The organism is Streptococcus acidominimus (assembly GCF_001921825.1).
Classification (GTDB): Bacteria; Bacillota; Bacilli; order Lactobacillales; family Streptococcaceae; genus Streptococcus; species Streptococcus acidominimus.
This window is the reverse complement of sequence record NZ_MSJL01000017.1, coordinates 1-16,527: the sequence shown is the minus strand read 5'-3', so window position 1 is coordinate 16,527 and position 16,527 is coordinate 1. Positions and strand designations below refer to the sequence as shown.

General features: G+C 41.7%; 18 protein-coding genes. 3 read left to right on the top strand and 15 right to left on the bottom strand.

What is annotated here, in order from left to right; genetic code table 11:
• Positions 1 to 38: 38 nt before the first annotated feature.
• Positions 39 to 629, top strand: a complete 591-nt coding sequence (locus BU200_RS04835; protein ID WP_075099095.1) for a helix-turn-helix domain-containing protein — start codon at positions 39 to 41, stop codon at positions 627 to 629.
• Between the two features lie 559 nt (positions 630 to 1,188).
• Here the strand turns inward: BU200_RS04835 and BU200_RS04830 are convergent.
• The gene (locus BU200_RS04830; RefSeq protein ID WP_075099094.1) at positions 1,189 to 1,479 is read right to left on the bottom strand and encodes a hypothetical protein; all 291 of its coding nucleotides are present in this window, start codon (positions 1,477 to 1,479) and stop codon (positions 1,189 to 1,191) included.
• Between the two features lie 189 nt (positions 1,480 to 1,668).
• Here BU200_RS04830 and BU200_RS04825 point away from each other — a divergent pair, with 189 nt between their 5' ends.
• On the top strand, positions 1,669 to 2,121 hold the full coding sequence (locus BU200_RS04825) for a helix-turn-helix domain-containing protein (protein WP_075099093.1): 453 nt from the start codon (positions 1,669 to 1,671) through the stop codon (positions 2,119 to 2,121).
• 266 nt (positions 2,122 to 2,387) lie between these two features.
• Here the strand turns inward: BU200_RS04825 and BU200_RS04820 are convergent, their stop codons facing one another.
• The 9 genes from BU200_RS04820 to BU200_RS04780 form a co-directional block, all read right to left on the bottom strand.
• Positions 2,388 to 2,837, bottom strand: a complete 450-nt coding sequence (locus BU200_RS04820; RefSeq protein ID WP_075099092.1) for a hypothetical protein — start codon at positions 2,835 to 2,837, stop codon at positions 2,388 to 2,390.
• On the bottom strand, positions 2,834 to 3,607 hold the full coding sequence (locus BU200_RS04815) for an SDR family NAD(P)-dependent oxidoreductase (RefSeq protein ID WP_075099091.1): 774 nt from the start codon (positions 3,605 to 3,607) through the stop codon (positions 2,834 to 2,836). The genes BU200_RS04820 and BU200_RS04815 overlap by 4 nt, the downstream gene beginning before the upstream one ends.
• 375 nt (positions 3,608 to 3,982) lie before the next feature.
• Positions 3,983 to 4,582, bottom strand: coding sequence for a lysozyme family protein (locus tag BU200_RS04810; RefSeq protein WP_075099090.1), 600 nt, complete (start codon positions 4,580 to 4,582; stop codon positions 3,983 to 3,985).
• A gap of 1 nt (position 4,583) precedes the next feature.
• Positions 4,584 to 5,558, bottom strand: coding sequence for a nucleoid-associated protein (locus BU200_RS04805; protein WP_075099089.1), 975 nt, complete (start codon positions 5,556 to 5,558; stop codon positions 4,584 to 4,586).
• 5 nt (positions 5,559 to 5,563) lie between these two features.
• Complete coding sequence (gene glyA / locus BU200_RS04800) at positions 5,564 to 6,820, bottom strand: serine hydroxymethyltransferase (RefSeq protein ID WP_075099088.1); 1,257 nt, start codon at positions 6,818 to 6,820, stop codon at positions 5,564 to 5,566.
• Positions 6,817 to 7,425 carry an L-threonylcarbamoyladenylate synthase gene (locus BU200_RS04795; RefSeq protein WP_075099118.1) on the bottom strand — a complete coding sequence of 203 codons (609 nt, stop codon included), beginning with the start codon at positions 7,423 to 7,425 and terminating at the stop codon, positions 6,817 to 6,819. The genes glyA and BU200_RS04795 overlap by 4 nt, the downstream gene beginning before the upstream one ends.
• Complete coding sequence (gene prmC / locus BU200_RS04790) at positions 7,418 to 8,248, bottom strand: peptide chain release factor N(5)-glutamine methyltransferase (protein ID WP_075099087.1); 831 nt, start codon at positions 8,246 to 8,248, stop codon at positions 7,418 to 7,420. Before prmC ends, BU200_RS04795 begins: the two co-directional genes overlap by 8 nt.
• Positions 8,248 to 9,327: a peptide chain release factor 1 gene (prfA, locus tag BU200_RS04785; RefSeq protein WP_075099086.1), complete on the bottom strand. Its 1,080-nt coding sequence runs from the start codon at positions 9,325 to 9,327 to the stop codon at positions 8,248 to 8,250. Before prfA ends, prmC begins: the two co-directional genes overlap by 1 nt.
• Positions 9,328 to 9,335: 8 nt before the next feature.
• Entirely contained in the window at positions 9,336 to 9,905 is a 570-nt protein-coding gene (locus BU200_RS04780) for a thymidine kinase (protein WP_075099117.1), read from the bottom strand.
• Between the two features lie 152 nt (positions 9,906 to 10,057).
• Here BU200_RS04780 and BU200_RS04775 point away from each other — a divergent pair, with 152 nt between their 5' ends.
• Positions 10,058 to 10,243, top strand: a complete 186-nt coding sequence (locus BU200_RS04775; protein WP_075099085.1) for a 4-oxalocrotonate tautomerase — start codon at positions 10,058 to 10,060, stop codon at positions 10,241 to 10,243.
• Between the two features lie 67 nt (positions 10,244 to 10,310).
• Here the strand turns inward: BU200_RS04775 and BU200_RS04770 are convergent, their stop codons facing one another.
• From BU200_RS04770 to BU200_RS04750, 5 genes are all read right to left on the bottom strand, one after another.
• Positions 10,311 to 11,126 carry a metallophosphoesterase family protein gene (locus tag BU200_RS04770; RefSeq protein ID WP_075099084.1) on the bottom strand — a complete coding sequence of 272 codons (816 nt, stop codon included), beginning with the start codon at positions 11,124 to 11,126 and terminating at the stop codon, positions 10,311 to 10,313.
• 698 nt (positions 11,127 to 11,824) lie between these two features.
• Entirely contained in the window at positions 11,825 to 12,823 is a 999-nt protein-coding gene (locus BU200_RS04765) for an ABC transporter ATP-binding protein (protein ID WP_075099083.1), read from the bottom strand.
• Positions 12,824 to 12,826: 3 nt separating this feature from the next.
• Entirely contained in the window at positions 12,827 to 13,600 is a 774-nt protein-coding gene (locus BU200_RS04760) for an ABC transporter permease (protein WP_075099082.1), read from the bottom strand.
• The gene (locus tag BU200_RS04755) at positions 13,575 to 14,438 is read right to left on the bottom strand and encodes an ABC transporter permease (RefSeq protein WP_075099081.1); all 864 of its coding nucleotides are present in this window, start codon (positions 14,436 to 14,438) and stop codon (positions 13,575 to 13,577) included. The genes BU200_RS04760 and BU200_RS04755 overlap by 26 nt, the downstream gene beginning before the upstream one ends.
• Before the next feature lie 463 nt (positions 14,439 to 14,901).
• Positions 14,902 to 15,984 (bottom strand): ABC transporter substrate-binding protein, encoded by a 1,083-nt coding sequence (locus BU200_RS04750; protein WP_075099080.1) that lies wholly within the window; start codon positions 15,982 to 15,984, stop codon positions 14,902 to 14,904.
• Positions 15,985 to 16,527: the final 543 nt, after the last annotated feature.

Genomic DNA, 16,527 nt, shown 5'->3' with positions numbered 1-16,527 from the left:
ATAAAGTTCAATTTATGAACTTTATTTTGGAGGTAATTATGTCCCATTTTTCAGATAGACTAAAAGAGTTGAGAAAAAAAAATAAGCTAACCCAACAAGAATTAGCAGATAATATAGGAGTAAATAGAGTTACATTAACAAAATGGGAAAAAGAGTATATCGAACCCAATTTAGAAACATTGACTGTTATTGCCAGTTACTTTAATGTATCAACTGATTTTCTATTAGGTTTAGATAAGTCAGTTGCTTCAAATTGGATAACTAGTATGAAAACAACTATCACTAAAATATTAGATATACCGAAAGATTCACAGCTTCAAAAAAGAATTGAGGAAAAACTAGAATATGAGTGGAATAAGTATCAAGAAAAATATCCAGATATGCCAATTTATTCAAAAATTGATTGGATTCCATATCAAAATTTAGAACTTGAAAGCTATAAAGAAATAATTGAAAATAAAGATAAACGTGACATATTAAAAAAATCAATCTTATGTGCTTATTTAGATAATGAAAATATATTTGATGTACACTACTACTTAATAAAAAAATGGGGATTAAGCGAACCAGAAGTAAAACATTTAAATACTATTTTTCTTGAAGTAGAAGAATACCATTATCTCCGCTAACAACAATTTAACAACAAAAAACTCAAATAACAACGAATAATACTTATTGATTGTATTAACAGACGCTATAAAATCAATAATCCTAGTTAGTCAATATCTGACTATTAGCGAGTGGGAATAACCTAGTCCAGTGGACTAGGTTATCCGGCGCTTAAAAACAAGAGAGCGGCGTTAAGTCCAGTGGACTAGGTTATCCGGCGCTTAGAAACAAGAAAGCGGTGTTAAGTCCAGTGGACTAGTTTATCCGACGCTTAGAAACAAGAAAGCGGTGTTAACCCCAGTAGATTAGTGGACTTTGCTTACGGCTGGACGTGTTATCCCTGCTTCAAATTTGAAATTCAAAAGCGCATGAAATCATTGATTTCAGCGTTTTTTTCTTTCTTATAGAGGTAGCCTCATATAAAATAAAACAACCGACTGTAACTCGGTTGTTTTATTAGGGTGATGTTGATTACCTTAAAGGGATCAGACTGTTAGCATTCCTTTCGCTAGGACGGCTTGTCTGCTGTCAATAGCACTTCTTAGAATGCAATCTGAAGGTCAGCCGTGAATGACTTGATCACTCTGCTATCTCGTCATCCTTTTGGGGTTTCTCGCTGAAATCAGACAGGCTGTCAATTCCCTCTTCTGATAGAAAGTCTTTTACTAAATCCATTGCTTGCATGACAGCTTGGTACCGAGATTGATGAAGCTCTAGTTCCTCCCTGTCCAATTCATTATACATTTCATTGGTCAGAAGAATCCTTTTCTTCAATTTTGGCGAATACATAATATAGCCAACCATTTCTAGCTCTGTCAGTTTCCCGATAATCTCCGTCAATGTTTGAGGCTCCGTAGGGCAATGTTCCATCTTCTCTCTCCTCCAAGTGCTGTTTTGTGCAAACTCTTCATTTGACCATAGGCAATCAGCCTAATTTATGGTAAAATAAAGCTAAAGATTTAGATATAAGACATACCAGTTGGTATATTTATATTATACGAATTAGTATCCGGTTTGTCAATAAAAAATATATGATTGTGAATAAAAATGGAGTCAATCATGGACACGAGTAAAAACCTTTTTCCTCAACGACTAAAAGAACTACGAAAAAGTGCCAACCTAACACAGCAGGAATTATCCAATAAGATCAATATTAAACAAGGAACCTACTCCCGTTGGGAGCGCGGTCTACTTGAACCAAATCTTGCACAGATTACAGATCTGGCTATCTTCTTCCATGTGAGCGTTGACTACCTAACAGGAAAACGCGATAGGGAATATAGTACGATTTCGACCTTTGATCATGAGCCAATGTCTGTCGAAGAAAGCAGTAAAATTGCTGACTATGTTATCTCAAGTATCTTTACTGCCCTCTCTTCTGCCAAAGAAAAGGGAATCTCTGAAGCAACGATGGTTGCCCTACTTTCTGAACTGGGCTTTGCCCCAGAAGCCCAGACGAAGCTCATAAAGCAGCTCTATGAAACTGGTGCACTCAAGCAGACTGAAGAGTAAAAGTCATTCTCCTTATTGGAGAGAGCTTATCCATACTCTAACAACAACTATTCTGCGAAAATCAAATGAATACTTTGTCAAGTGTCTCATTAAACGATTGCAGGCTACCCTTGAATATGGTAGGCTTTGAGTTCTAGACGGTCTATATATCTTGCGCTCCGACAGAGCTTTCAGCAGGATTTGAAGCATCTACCAACAATGATGATAAACAAAGGAGTTAGAACAGCTGTTCTAACTCCTTTGTCGTATTTTATAGAGCCAATTAGTTACGGTTGATGCACAATCACGTCATCCATATCGACGATCACACCATTTTGGTAGACACGATAGAGAGAACCGTCTGTCCCTTGTAAGAGATTGTAAGGAGTTGAGTCAGTGCGGTTATAATTGTCCTCTAGGACTGTCCATTCCTTATCACCGAGGATCATACTAGCATAATTGATGGTATCTTGACCGCTTTCTAGGGTCACACCTGTATTCTTATCTTGCAGTAGGTCGGCAGTATCTGACGCTGGATCAATATCAGATTTTGCTTCACCAGAGCTAGTACTAGCAGGTTCTGTGGTAGACGTAGAGCTTGACTGATGACTGGTTGACGATACCTGACTGGTACTTGTGCTACTGCTTGTATCGCTCTTGTTCGTCTTTTTAGTACATGCTGTCAGTAAGACCAAAACAGCTAGTGCTGACACGGTAAGAAGTGTGTATTTTTTCATTCATGTTCCTCCTCTTCTCTGTGGATTGTGAAGCCTGTTGCTTGTTTGGTCGCCATGATCGTCATGTCTGAAATTTGGACATGACGAGGTTGATTGGCAACAAAGAGTACGCTCTGGGCAATATCCTCTGCCTGCAAGGCTTCAATTCCTTGGTAGACTGTCGCTGCCCGCCCCTTGTCCCCATGAAAACGTACCTGACTAAAGTCTGTTTCGACAATCCCTGGTTGAATGGTTGTTACCTTAATATTCTTTTCAAGAGTATCAATGCGAATTCCATCACTCAAGACCTTGACAGCCGCTTTTGTGGCTGCATAAACTGCCGCTCCTGCGTAAGCATAGATTCCAGCGGTAGAGCCGATCGTGATGATATGACCTTGATTTCTTGTAATCATTGTTGGCAAAATCTGACGGGTCACATAGAGCAAGCCCTTAACATTCGTGTCAAGCATGGTAATCATATCTGTGACATCATACTCATGAAATTTTTCCAGTCCTAGCGCCAATCCAGCATTATTGACTAGGATATCAACCTGAGGTACATCTTCTAGAACCTGCTGGCAGACAGCCGTCACTTCTGCTGCTTGCATGACATCCATTTTGTAGGAAAAAACCTCGATACCGTATCTTTTAGCTAAATCCGTCTGGATTTCTTCTAGCTTTTCCTCTCGTCGTCCTATAATAATCACATTGTCGTGATTTTCCGCAAAAGCGTAGGCGATTGCCTTTCCGATACCGCTTGTTGCCCCCGTAATCAGTACATATCGTGCCATATTCCACCTCCCTTTCATCAACTTTATAGTCGTTTCGTTTATATTTTGTAATTGAACTTGGACTAAAAGCTCGGAAAAAAGATAGACTTCCTTGTGTTCATCGAACACCTCGTCACTCTCCTATTTTTCAGCCGCTTTTTTAACGTCCTCGTATCTTATAATTAAACTCGGACTAAAAACTCGGAAAATAGAGACACAACTGTTGCAATTTTAGTTGCTTGCAGGTGCGGCTCCCTTTAAGTATAGCCTTCCTTACTCCAAAGGTATGGATACCTTTGGAGGTGGGAAATAAACTAATCAACTGTATTATATCACTTTTTTTGCCAAAAGAAAAAAGAGCAGGAAATAACCTTATCCCCTTGCTCTTTTACTGGGTTAAAATAGGCTCATTAGACGGATTAAATAAACATTGAATCGCACCTGTCTGGAATAATAGATATTGCCACCATTCACGTAGAGTTTACCCCCGTTGACGAGGGCGATAGGATGGTAATAGATATAGGTTTTCTCTGTGGTGTTTCCAAGGCTAGGGGCTACAATATCTTTTGAATAATCAGTTGATAAGGCAATGGTATTTTTGCCTCCGTGCTGGGCAACGTAATCAATATAGGAGGGACCGTAATTATAGGCCTGAACCGCCGTCCAGACATCAACTCCTGCATCTTCAGCTAGAGAAAGATTGTGGTTTAGGTATTCAATCCCTTGGCGGATGCTTTCCTTACTATCTGTAATCGTATTAGTAGAGCCTGAAGCGGACTCACTCGATTGCATAACGTCAGCCCGTTTCCCTTTCGTTTCCGTGTAAATCATTGCTAGAACCAATTCTTCATTGGCCTCGGTATCATTTTCATCCAAGATTTCTTGTACCATGGATTGATAGGTCATGACTTGCTTGACATCTTGGTGGATTTTGTAGAATTGATAAGCTAGAAAAACAAGGACGACAAGGGCTATCGTTCTTGTTAATTTTTTCATGCTATTTGCTCTTAATATCTTCTATGTTCTTGATGAGGATAGAATAGGTTCCGTTATTATTCTGAATAAACTCGACCGCTTCTGCGTCTTCATAAATGGTGGTAGGGACAATCAGCTCGATCCCATTTGAGAGGGATAGTTTCTGGTTTTCAAACTTTTTCAATTGGCGACTGCTGTCAATCTCCTCGAAGCTGACTTTTTCGGGAATGACCTCTTTCAGCTCATCTACGAAGCTCAAGCGAGCCGTCAGATTATTGTCGAATAATTGATTTGCTAGCTTTTCAGGTGATAGTTCATTGTCTTCTTCCAGATGATTGAAAATAGCCGACTTGACTTTGGATTGAAATTGAAAATCCGCCTGATTGAAATTTTCAGCAATTTTCTGGGCTGTCTGCTCGACTGCCTTAATTGATTTCTTGGCAGATATGGCTGGACTATCTTGCAGGACATTATCTGAAAAATAGTTCAGGAAGGTGCCATTGTACTTAATCCGCTTTTCGATCAAATGGTATTTACGGGTTTGGAGGTTGAGAATCAAGGCCTCGTCGGGTGCTGATCCTGCACTTGGCAGATTGTTCTGCGTGAGTTTCAAAGGGCTGTCACTTTCTGCACCGACATGGACTAGATTTTCACGGAGTGAAATCCGCAAGAAAGCAAACTGCTCTACCCCATTTTTCTCAAAACGGACGAAAACTAGATCATTGGTTTTGAGATTTTCAGAAATGGAAAATTCTTCCTTCCAAAGTTTGGCAATGGCAACTGAACTAGCCAATAAATCGTCTGATAGGTAGTCAAGAAAGGGGCTTTCAGCCCCCAATTGCCCTGTTTTTGCCTCGTCCGAATAGGAGCGCTCAATCTTCTTGCGCAAATATTCTTCAATCTTCGGCGTAATCGTCAACAATTTGTCCGCCAAGACTAATTCGGTATCTTCTGGACTAAACTGGTGAATAACAGCTTCTTTAATGTAGATATCCATAGAGATTAAGCCTCATAGAGTGGGAAAGCATCTGTCAAAGCGCGAACTTCCTGACGTACTTCTTCAAGATCTGCTTCATTATGCTCGTTTTCCAAGGCTTTCACGGTCAATTCAGCCACCTTGCGGGCTTCTGCAACACCGAATCCACGGGCTGTGATGGCTGCAGAACCAATCCGGATACCACTTGTCTTAAATGGTGAGAGGGTTTCAAATGGAATTGAGTTTTTATTCAAGGTAATATGTACTTCATCCAAGAGATGTTGAGCGACTTTACCGTTTTCTACCACTTGGGTGACATCTACAAGAAAGAGATGGTTGTCTGTTCCACCAGTAATGACACGGAATTTATCATGAGCCAAGAAAACTTCAGCCATTGCTTTGCTGTTTTCGATCACTTTTTGAGCATATTCCTTAAAGGCAGGATCCAAGACTTCCTTAAATGCAACCGCTTTGGCAGCAATAACGTGCTCAAGCGGACCACCTTGGATTCCAGGGAAAATAGCTGAATTGATTTTCTTTGCCAAGTCCTCATCATTGGTCAAAATCAAACCACCACGAGGACCGCGAAGGGTCTTGTGGGTCGTCGTTGTCGTGATATGGGCATAAGGAACAGGATTTGGGTGTAAACCTGCTGCAACCAGTCCAGCGATATGTGCCATATCAACCATCAGCTTAGCCCCAACGCTATCTGCAATTTCACGGAATTTAGCAAAATCAATGATACGAGAATAGGCAGAAGCCCCTGCAACGATCAATTTTGGTTGTGCTTCTTGAGCTTGGGCTAAGAGGGCATCATAGTCAAGCAAGCCTGTTTCTTTATCGACATTATAGGCAACAAAATTGTAGGTCTTACCAGAGAAGCTGACAGCTGCACCGTGGGTCAAGTGTCCACCAGCTGCTAGATCCATCCCCATGACGGTATCGCCCGGCTCAATCAATGCCATGTAGGCTGCGCAGTTGGCTTGACTACCAGAATGAGGTTGTACGTTGGCAAATTTCGCACCAAAAATTTCTTTGGCACGTTCAATCGCAAGGCTTTCCACAATGTCTACGCACTCGGTACCTCCGTAGTAACGGCGAGCTGGGTAGCCTTCAGCATATTTATTGGTCAAGATAGACCCTTGTGCTGCCATAACGGCTTTTGAAACAACATTTTCTGAAGCAATCAACTCAATATTGTGCTGTTGGCGCTCTTCTTCTGCGGAAATGGCATCCCATAGTTCCTTGTCGTAAGCCTTGTAATCTTCTTTATCAAAAATCATGCGTTTTCTCCTTTAAACTTGAGTTCTGGTAGCTGTGCGAGAATGTCCTCGCGAGTGATAGCGCCTTGGCGTAAAATCTGGGCTTCCTCTCCTGACAAGTCCAATATCGTTGAATCCTGCCCTGTTAGGAAGTCATCATCTTTTACCCCCACGACCTCGCCATGGAAGTCTTGCATAATCTGGTCAAACAAGACACCGCTTGTTCGACCCGTGATATTAGCAGACGGCCCAATCAGAGGCCCAAATGTTTGTATCAAGTCGCGCGTAACAGGGTGACTTGGGACACGAAAACCTACGGTTTTCATGCCTGAATTAACCCAGTGCGGAACTTGTTCATTTGCTTGTAAAATAATGGTCAAGGGACCCGGTAAAAAATTCTGGAAAAGATCGGCAAGATAGGCTGGCTGATCCTTAGAAAAAGCTAGAATATCCTCTAAACTGGCAACGTTCAGATTCATTGCCTTATCGAGCGGACGTTGCTTGAGTTGGTAAACGTTTCGGACAGCTTGTTCGTTGAGTGCCCGTCCAAATAAACCGTAGACGGTCTCTGTCGGAAGCACCACTGCTTCGCCTGCTTCTAATCGCTTCGCAATCCGTTCATCCATCATCGACCACCACCATTCTATCTTGTCCAAAGTGATCTTTTAGGACACGAACGTGTTTATCTGGCAGAGCGGATTGAAAGAGCTCTTTGACCTCTTGTCCTTGCTTATAGCCAATTTCAAGGTAGATTTTCCCCCCCTCGGCTAGAAAGTGCGCTACTCCTGCTGCGATTTCTCGATAGATAGCAAGACCGTCTTCGGCTGCAAATAGGGCTAAGTGAGGCTCGGAGTGAAGTACGTTTAAGCCGACTTCAGCTTCATCTTGTCGTGAAATATAAGGGGGATTGGAAACGATAAGATCGTACTTCCCACTGATGTTCTCCCAGACATTGGACTGGATAAGATCAAGTTGAACCTGATGCTGTTCTCTATTCTCCTTTGCAACAGCAAGAGCATCTAGCGAAATATCAGAGGCTGTCACGCGCCAGCTGGCTCTACTATGAGCCAGTGCAATCGCAATTGCCCCACTTCCTGTACCTATATCGAGTACTGAGAGGTCTTCTCTAGGATTTTCAGCTAGGATCAACTCAACCAACTCCTCCGTCTCAGGACGAGGAATCAGCACCCGCGGATCCACCAGTAATTCCAAACCGTGAAACTCGGCTTTTCCGATAATATAATGGGCAGGATAATGCTCAAGCAACTGCTGGAAAATGTCGGCTAACAGAACCTTATCCTCTGCTGTGACCTCTTTGGTTAGCAGAAAGACAAACTCCGTCAGAGTCAGCCCTTTCACCCTGCGAAAGGTATAGGCTAGGCTTTCTGCTTCTTCTCCAACTTCCTCCAACTTGCTTTCATAGCTTGAGAACAATTGAGCATAGTTCATTATTTGTTCAACTCTTCTAATTTCTGTGTTTGATCATAGAGCACCAAGGCATCAATCACTTCATCCATTTTCCCAGATAAGATGATATCTAGTTTCTGCAAGGTCAAGCCGATACGATGGTCGGTCACACGGTTTTGGGGGAAATTATAGGTTCGAATCCGCTCCGAACGATCCCCTGTACCAATGGTCGACTTCCGCTCGGCGTCCTGCTCATCTTGAGCAATTTGTGCAAAGTGATCTGCCACACGCGCACGGATAACCTTCATTGCCTTATCACGGTTTTTCTGCTGGGTACGTTCTTCCTGCATCTCGACCTTGATATTCGTCGGTAGGTGGACAATCCGCACCGCTGTTGCAACCTTATTGACGTTCTGACCACCTGCCCCAGAGGCGTGGTAAATGTCAATCCGCAAGTCTTTCGGGTCAATGTCATACTCGACTTCTTCGATTTCTGGCATAATCAAGACCGTTGCTGTCGAGGTATGTACCCGTCCCTGGCTCTCGGTCACAGGTACACGCTGTACCCGGTGAGCGCCTGATTCATACTTCAACTTAGAGTACACCGATTGCCCCGATACCATGGCAACGACCTCCTTGATACCACCGACACCATTGTAAGAGGCCTCCATGACTTCAAAGCGCCAGCCTTGGCTTTCTGCGAATTTCTGGTACATGGTCAGCAGATCTCCTGCAAAGAGGGCTGCCTCATCTCCACCAGCTGCTCCACGGATTTCTAGGATAATATTCTTGTCATCATTCGGATCTTTAGGCAGGAGCAAAATTTTCAACTTTTCTTCATAGGCTTCCTTATCCGCCTTGGCTGTTTTAAGTTCTTCCTTAGCCATTTCTTCTAGTTCTGCATCACCAGACGCATCCTTGATCATCTCTTCTGCATCGACGATACTTTGAAGGACTTTCTTGTACTCGCGGTAAGCGGTCACCGTATCACGGGTTGCTGCTTCTTCCTTTGATAGTTCCATAAAACGCTTGGTATCGCTGACCACAGCGGGGTCACTCAGCAATTCTCCGAGCTCCTCATAGCGGTCTTCCACCGCCTGTAATTGATCATAAATATTCATCTTTTCTCCTATCTTTCTGGTCTAAAATAGTGCCTACGACACACAGGGATATAGGTTTCGTTACCCCCGATTTGAATCTGCTCTCCCTCATAGACAGGTTCGCCATCCACTGTCCGCAAGACCATGGTAGCTTTTTTCGAGCAATATTGACAGATGGTTTTAATTTCATCCAGCTTATCTGCTAATAGCAGTAAGTGCTTGGAGCCTTCAAATAAGTCATTGCGAAAATCATTTTTAAGACCAAATGCCATGACTGGCACTTTCAGTTCATCCACCACGCGGGCAAAATCATAGACATGCTGTTTGGTTAAAAATTGAGCTTCATCAATCAAGACACAGTAGGGTTTCAAAGACAAGCCAGCGATATAATCATAGACATTCATTTCTTCTGTGATAGCAATCGCTTCTCGCTGCATACCGATACGACTTGCGACAACTCCAACGCCTGCGCGTGTATCAAGGGCTGACGTCATGATGACCACATTCTTGCCCTGCTCCTCGTAGTTATGCGCTACCTTTAAAATTTCAATGGTCTTTCCAGAATTCATGGAGCCATATTTAAAATAAAATTGAGCCACTTTCTTCTTCCAATCTATCAAACTCACTCATTCCATTCTACCATAAATTTGATAAATACGATACTAGAGAAAAAGAAAAAACGTTTCCGTTCGGCTATCGCATTCCTTGCGAATATGCTATACTAGTCCTAGAAAAGAAAAAGGAGAATCTTATGCCATTTGTACGAATTGATTTATTTGAAGGACGCACGGAAGAACAAAAAATCGCCCTCGCGCGTGAAGTTACCGAGGTGGTCTCCCGTAATACCAATGCCCCTAAAGAAGCCATCCATGTCATCATCAAGGACATGCCAGAAGGCAGCTACTTCCCCCATGGTGAGATAAAACGCAAGGGTTAAGTGATTGGGCACTCTTCAAAAAAGAAAGATGAGAAAAGGAACAAATGCTTGCTCCTTTTTTCTTTTTCTACTCCACTATGCTTGATTGAATCCTTTCTTCTTCAATCAGGATCAGGCGTCCACCTCTTTTTAAGTGACCATAGGTGTTAAAACCTGTCACGCGTCCATAGTTGAGTTGAATCCCAAAATAATCAGCTGAAAAATCGTTGTCATGATCGTGACCACAGTAGACAGCCTTTATCTTGGTATGAAGGTAGAGACGACTAAACAAGCCCGTATTTAATCCTGGACAGTTGATCTCTTCATCTTGATGACCGACTGCTAATCCCATTTGCTTAGCTCGGTTGTATTCCTCCAGCGGAATATGGATAAATAGCTGGCTGATCCCGTCAAAGCCTTTCTCATTTTCAACCAGCCAGTCGATCTGCTGGGGTTCTATAAAACCATATTCTCCAAAAGAGTATGTATCATAATCGCCCGAATCAATAAAATATAGCCTGTGGGATACTCCACCATCTTGAAATTCAACATAATAGTTCAAACGCCCGTCCGCCCGAAACAATGCTTGTGGCGTAACAAAATGAGGCTGTTCTAGCAGGATAAGATTTAGTGCTTCTCGGTCAAAGTCGGCTTCAGAATCATGGTTCCCAAAGGTTACTGCAAAGGGAAGCTCAAAAGCATTGATAAAGGCTAGCACTTCCCTAAATGTCACCAGACTCTCCTTTGCCAAGCTCCAAATTAAATCGCCAGTTATGGCAATCAAATCAGGACTGTGTTCGTCCACAAGTCGAGTGATCAGCTCTTTGGTCGCAGCATCTCCTCGTTGGGAGTCTGGGTGTATGTCTCCGAAATGCAAATCGGTTAATTGAAGAATTTTAAACATTGCTATCTATCCTTTTCTTTTGTCTTTGTTTTTTCAAATCTCTTAATTACCTAGTTTCAAATGAAATTACTTAATCAATCAAAAGTCGCCATTTGTAGAATTGAGTTCAGCCTAAAACCTCGGAAAAAGAGACATAACTGTTTCAGCTTCAGCTGATTACAGGTATGGCTCCCTTTAGGGGGACGCAACTGTTGCAACTTTAGTTGCTTCCACAGTCTAGGAATAGACTGTGGAAGGTTGGAGATAGAACGAGCGAAACTCGTGTCAAACGCCCTCGTATCTCATGTAATTGAACTCGGACTAAGCACTGTGTGAAAAAGAGACGCAGATGTTCTAGCTTTAGCTAGTTACATCTGCGGCTCCCTTTAGGGATAAATACTCCTAGCTCTAAAGGTATAGTATACCTTTAGAGGCGGGAAATAGAAGTTTGCGAAGCAAACTCTCTCTAATCTCTGCGTCGTATTTCCTATGTTTTCACTGTGTGCTTCTAACGTCCTCGTATCTTAACTGAACACGCCCTAAACTCTGTGCGAAAAAGAGAAATCTTATCGGGTGCAAGACACCCTGCTTCAATTTCCTATTTTCTACCATTTGTCAAGTATTTCAATGGTTTTCGGGTAAAAAATTTATAAAGTTACTTGATATTATCCTCCATGCTCTCCATGTTTTCGCTGTGAGTTTTTAACGGGCTTTGTATCTTAGATTTTCACCATATCTTCTTCTTTGACATAGAGGAGAATTTTATTATCTGTATCTAGTTGCTGGTAGGAGCGATTTAGGCGATCTAAATAAATCATCTGATTGCCTATTTTTATATCATACCGTACAATCGAGCCTAACATGGAACTCCCCATAATTTCTCCCTCGACCTGATAGGCATCAGCTAAGGGATCCGGACTGAAAATTTCAGGGCGGATGGCTACGAAAGATGCTCCTTGTAGAGGAGATTTGAAAATGTCATAGAAAGCCTCAGCATTGAGCAGATTATAACTGCCGATAAACTTGGCGATAAACTCTGATTTCGGATGCTTGTAGATGTCATTGGGCTCTCCTTCTTGAGCGATACAACCGTCCTTTAAGATATAGATATAATCACTTAGCGCCATCGCTTCTTCCTGATCGTGGGTGACCAAAATCATGGTTATTCCCAATTCATACTGTAAACGCCTTAGTAATTTTTGTATACTCTTTCTAATTTGGGCGTCTAGCGCACTTAGCGGTTCATCTAATAGCAACACTTTCGGCTTTGTCACCAAAGCCCTCGCCAAGGCTACGCGTTGTTGCTGACCACCTGAAAGCTCTCTTGGAAGTGCTGTCTCTTTTCCCTCAAGCCCAACTAGCTGAATCATTTCCTGCACGGAAGCATTGGCTTCCTGTTTATCAATCTTTTTCATATCCAGTCCGAAACGGATATTGTCTTGGACAGTCATATTTGGAAAGAGGGCATAATTTTGAAATACCATCCCGATTTTTCGTTCATTTGGAGGTAGCTGGTCAACCCTTTTTCCATCAATTATAATCTCTCCCCCCTCGATAGGATGGAGACCGACAATGCTACGCAGCAAGGTACTTTTCCCACAACCACTTGGTCCGAGTAGGGTTGTGATGGTCTTTTCCTGAATCCTTAGATCCAAGGACTTTAGAACTTCCTTACCATTAAATTTTTTAACCAATTGATTTACTTGTATATAACTCATCCCTTAGCCCTCCTGACGTCCAGAATTTGCTCTCAAAACAATGAGAGCAACCACTGCAAGCAAAATGAAATAAGATCCTACAATAGCACTTGAAAAATGACCATTTTTCTTTATATTTTCCATCAAAAAGATTTGTACTGTTTTAAATCTTGCCCCCAGTAACATATTGATGACTACGAACTCACCAAATAGGACTGAAAAACTCAAAAGGGCGGATACCTTAATACTGTGCATCATACTAGGTAGGATGATGGTCTTGAATGTTATCATCTTAGTAGCACCCAGCACTTCTGCCGCTTCATTTAATTGAATCACATCTATATTTCTCAAACTATTCCGAATGCCTTGATACATAAAGGGCAGCGTACTCGTGAAATAGGTACCTGCAACCACAAAGAGCATAGGGAGCGGACTATCCGCATAAGCCTTTAGCAGACCGACACTTAAAATGATGCCCGGCATTGCGTAACTTCCGACAATGGCCCATTTTATAAAGCGCTCTAATCTCGGATAAAAAAGGATAATCCCATAGATGGCAGGAACCATGATGAACACTGCTGCAATGACGACCCCTCCAACCAGCAGCAAGGAACGTAGCATTGATTGGAGAAAATCAACCCTCAAGAATAGGTCACTGTACCATTTTAAGGTCAGGCTTTCTGGTAGAATCGTATGGCTCCAATTACTAGAAAGGGAGTAGAATAAGGTGGCGAGTAGCGGCACCGTCAAATACATGCAGGACAATAGTAGACTAATGCGTCGTATGGACTTTTTCATTCCTATCCCTCCTTCCCCTATTCATTAACCATTCGCCAATCAACATATTTACTAATAGAATAAATGCCAAAATAATAGATAAGGTCGAAGCGATTTCAGGTCTCGCAATCACATCTCCTGCCACTGTTGTCGCAATACGAACGGATACTATATTATAGGTACTCCCCGTTAGAGCATAGACCGAAGCATAGGCGCCCATTGCATTGGCAAACATAATCGTAAACACTCCAAATAAACCGGGGGAAATAATGGGGAGACCGATATATCTCCAGTATTGAAAATCACTAGCCCCCAAGATTGCGGCGGCTTCTTTCCAGTGTTTATCCAAATGATCAAATACCGGATATAATAACATGATTCCTAAAGGTAATTGAAAATAGATATAGATGAGTGACAACCCGTCCCTACTATATAAATTAAAATGCTCAAGTAGATTCAGACCGAGCAACTGGTCTAGCAATACAAGAATACCAGTATTCCCAAGTAAAATAATAAAAGCAAAGGCTAGCGGAATCCCCGCAAAATTACTCGTTAAATTTGCCAGAACGAGTATATTATTTTGGAATCTTTTTGATTTTTCCTTAATGACATCCACCGAAATAGTAGCTAAAAGGAGTGCAATCATGCTGGATACTACTGAAATAACAATCGAATTTCGAAAAGCCATCAGATAGATAGATTTTGAAAAGATTTCAAGATAATTGTCCAGTGTAAAGGTACCCTGTGCAGTTGATTGAAAACTATTCAGTAACATGATAGCAAATGGATAGACCAAAAAGGCGGCTATAAAAAGAAATAAGATACTGATACTAACGATAAATAGTGACTTTTCTTTCACATTCTCCCTCCCAAAGTATTACAAACCACTATCAAACAATCACGCTCCGTCGTGAGACCCTAATACTCTATAAAATCAAAATCTGGAACTGTTTAAAAACCTCCACTGGAGCTTTTTAAACAGCAAGGCGAGTTAAGGACGTCAGATTTTGATTTTTGACGAATATAAGATACAAAACTCGCTATATCCCTCACAGTTCACTCCTTATCCGTAAGGGAGCATAGCCGCAACGGCTACAAAACAAAGAAATCCAAGTGCGCTATCTTGCCCCTATGAGATTTACCCCTAAGGAGCCATATCCGTAAGTAGCTAAAGCTGAAACGCCTGCTAAAGGCTTCCATCCCTTTTTGACAAGTAGCCCTTAAACCCATTGAGGCAGGGCTTGAGCCCAGCCTCAATGACTGTACAAAAGAAACGATGAATTTGAAAGCAGTTATCCTTTTCCAAGAAGTTTATTCCGATATTATTGTAGCAATGCTGAAATCTCTTCCTGCCATTTTTGCGGTAATTCCTTTAGGGTTTCATTCCAAGCGTCAGAATCCTTAACAGGAGTTACATTTTTATACATTTCATCCGGCAACAATTTCTCTTTAGCTTCGTCTGAAATAGTGGCATTCTTCCGAATCGGTTTTGCATATCCTTTTGCTAAGTTATCCTGCCCCTCATCAGATAGGATAAATTCACGAGCTAGGGCAGCAGCATGCGGATTCTTAGCATGTTTATTGATAACAGTCGCATAACCGCTCATTACTGATGAATCTTCTGGTATCGTGATATCAAATCTGCCCTTATCAATTTGGTCGCGATAGTTTAAGGCATTGAAATCCCAGATCAACACTACCTCATGCTCTCCCTTTTCAATGGTAGCAAGATCGGGAGAGGTGGTTACTATACGCCCTTCTTTCGCCAACTTCTTAAAAAAGTCGATCCCCGGTTGCAGGTTCTTCTCATCACCACCAAAGGCATAGCTAGCTGCTAGGACAGCAAATTGAGCTTGGTTCGCTTTTTCAACATCACCTACCGTTACTTTAAAATCACCATTTTTGAGATCCTCCCAAGATTTGGGTGGGTTTTTAACGCTTTTCGTATCGCTCATAAATGCCATTGTGCCGGTGTAACCAATAATCCATCTTCCCTCCTTGTCTTTCGCCCATTCAGGAATCTCGTCAAAGTACGAAGTTTTATAGCCTACTACCAAATCCCTCTCGACTGCCAATGAACCAAAAGCGATTCCGACATCTCCAATATCCCCAGAGGCATTTTTCTTTTCACTCTCGAACTTGGCTAACTCTTCTGCCGAAGACATATCTGTATCGCTATGCTTGATGCCATACTTTTCATCCAAATCCTCCCAGGTTTCCTTCCAATTTGCCCAACTATCAGGCATTCCTAAGGAGTTTACTTGGCCCTCTTCTTTTGCTTTCACTACCAATTCTTCTAGCGAAATACCATTTAAATCGAGATCACTTTTTTCCGTAGAAGCTGTACTGCTGCAACCCGCTAATGCCAAGGCTGCCAACGTCACTAAAACTGTTCTTTTTACCATTTTTAAACCTCTTTTATGAAATAGTTAGTTGATATTAGACTTGTCTCTAAATGAAATGAATTAGTGAGTAAGTCCACTATCAGTCTAACAATAAATGATAAATTCTAGATAAAGAGGTTGTAATTATTTTGTTAAAGTTGAAAAATCCTACAAAAATAGTGAGCTATCAATTGAAAAAGAGTTGAATTTTTCTCACTCCTTGGATTTTAGAAGCTAACTTGTGAAAGGAGCAAAGACTACTCCCTCAATTTAAAACAAGAAGAGACTCCTTTTCCTCTCTGACATATATTTATTGGGTTAAATAATAATCAAACTGCTATTTAAAAAACTGGAATAAAAAAAGAAGATTGTTTTATAGCCGTTTAGTTTATTTTTAGTACTAGCTCAAACAGTCTGGGGAGAGACTGTTTGAGATGGGAAATAAAGAAAACGAAGTTTTCGTCAAAACAGTCTGGGGAGAGACTGTTTGAGATGGGAAATAAAGAAAACAAAGTTTTCGTCAAAACAGTCTGGGGAGAGACTGTTTGAGATGGGAAATAAAGA

Excerpts from the sequence above, each read along its gene's own strand:
- BU200_RS04835 (WP_075099095.1), top strand. The coding sequence starts at position 39 with ATGTCCCATTTTTCAGATAGACTAAAAGAGTTGAGAAAAAAAAATAAG.
- BU200_RS04830 (WP_075099094.1), bottom strand. The coding sequence starts at position 1,479 with ATGGAACATTGCCCTACGGAGCCTCAAACATTGACGGAGATTATCGGG.
- BU200_RS04825 (WP_075099093.1), top strand. The coding sequence starts at position 1,669 with ATGGACACGAGTAAAAACCTTTTTCCTCAACGACTAAAAGAACTACGA.
- BU200_RS04820 (WP_075099092.1), bottom strand. The coding sequence starts at position 2,837 with ATGAAAAAATACACACTTCTTACCGTGTCAGCACTAGCTGTTTTGGTC.
- BU200_RS04815 (WP_075099091.1), bottom strand. The coding sequence starts at position 3,607 with ATGGCACGATATGTACTGATTACGGGGGCAACAAGCGGTATCGGAAAG.
- BU200_RS04810 (WP_075099090.1), bottom strand. The coding sequence starts at position 4,582 with ATGAAAAAATTAACAAGAACGATAGCCCTTGTCGTCCTTGTTTTTCTA.
- BU200_RS04805 (WP_075099089.1), bottom strand. The coding sequence starts at position 5,558 with ATGGATATCTACATTAAAGAAGCTGTTATTCACCAGTTTAGTCCAGAA.
- glyA (WP_075099088.1), bottom strand. The coding sequence starts at position 6,820 with ATGATTTTTGATAAAGAAGATTACAAGGCTTACGACAAGGAACTATGG.
- BU200_RS04795 (WP_075099118.1), bottom strand. The coding sequence starts at position 7,425 with ATGGATGAACGGATTGCGAAGCGATTAGAAGCAGGCGAAGCAGTGGTG.
- prmC (WP_075099087.1), bottom strand. The coding sequence starts at position 8,248 with ATGAACTATGCTCAATTGTTCTCAAGCTATGAAAGCAAGTTGGAGGAA.
- prfA (WP_075099086.1), bottom strand. The coding sequence starts at position 9,327 with ATGAATATTTATGATCAATTACAGGCGGTGGAAGACCGCTATGAGGAG.
- BU200_RS04775 (WP_075099085.1), top strand. The coding sequence starts at position 10,058 with ATGCCATTTGTACGAATTGATTTATTTGAAGGACGCACGGAAGAACAA.
- BU200_RS04770 (WP_075099084.1), bottom strand. The coding sequence starts at position 11,126 with ATGTTTAAAATTCTTCAATTAACCGATTTGCATTTCGGAGACATACAC.
- BU200_RS04765 (WP_075099083.1), bottom strand. The coding sequence starts at position 12,823 with ATGAGTTATATACAAGTAAATCAATTGGTTAAAAAATTTAATGGTAAG.
- BU200_RS04760 (WP_075099082.1), bottom strand. The coding sequence starts at position 13,600 with ATGAAAAAGTCCATACGACGCATTAGTCTACTATTGTCCTGCATGTAT.
- BU200_RS04750 (WP_075099080.1), bottom strand. The coding sequence starts at position 15,984 with ATGGTAAAAAGAACAGTTTTAGTGACGTTGGCAGCCTTGGCATTAGCG.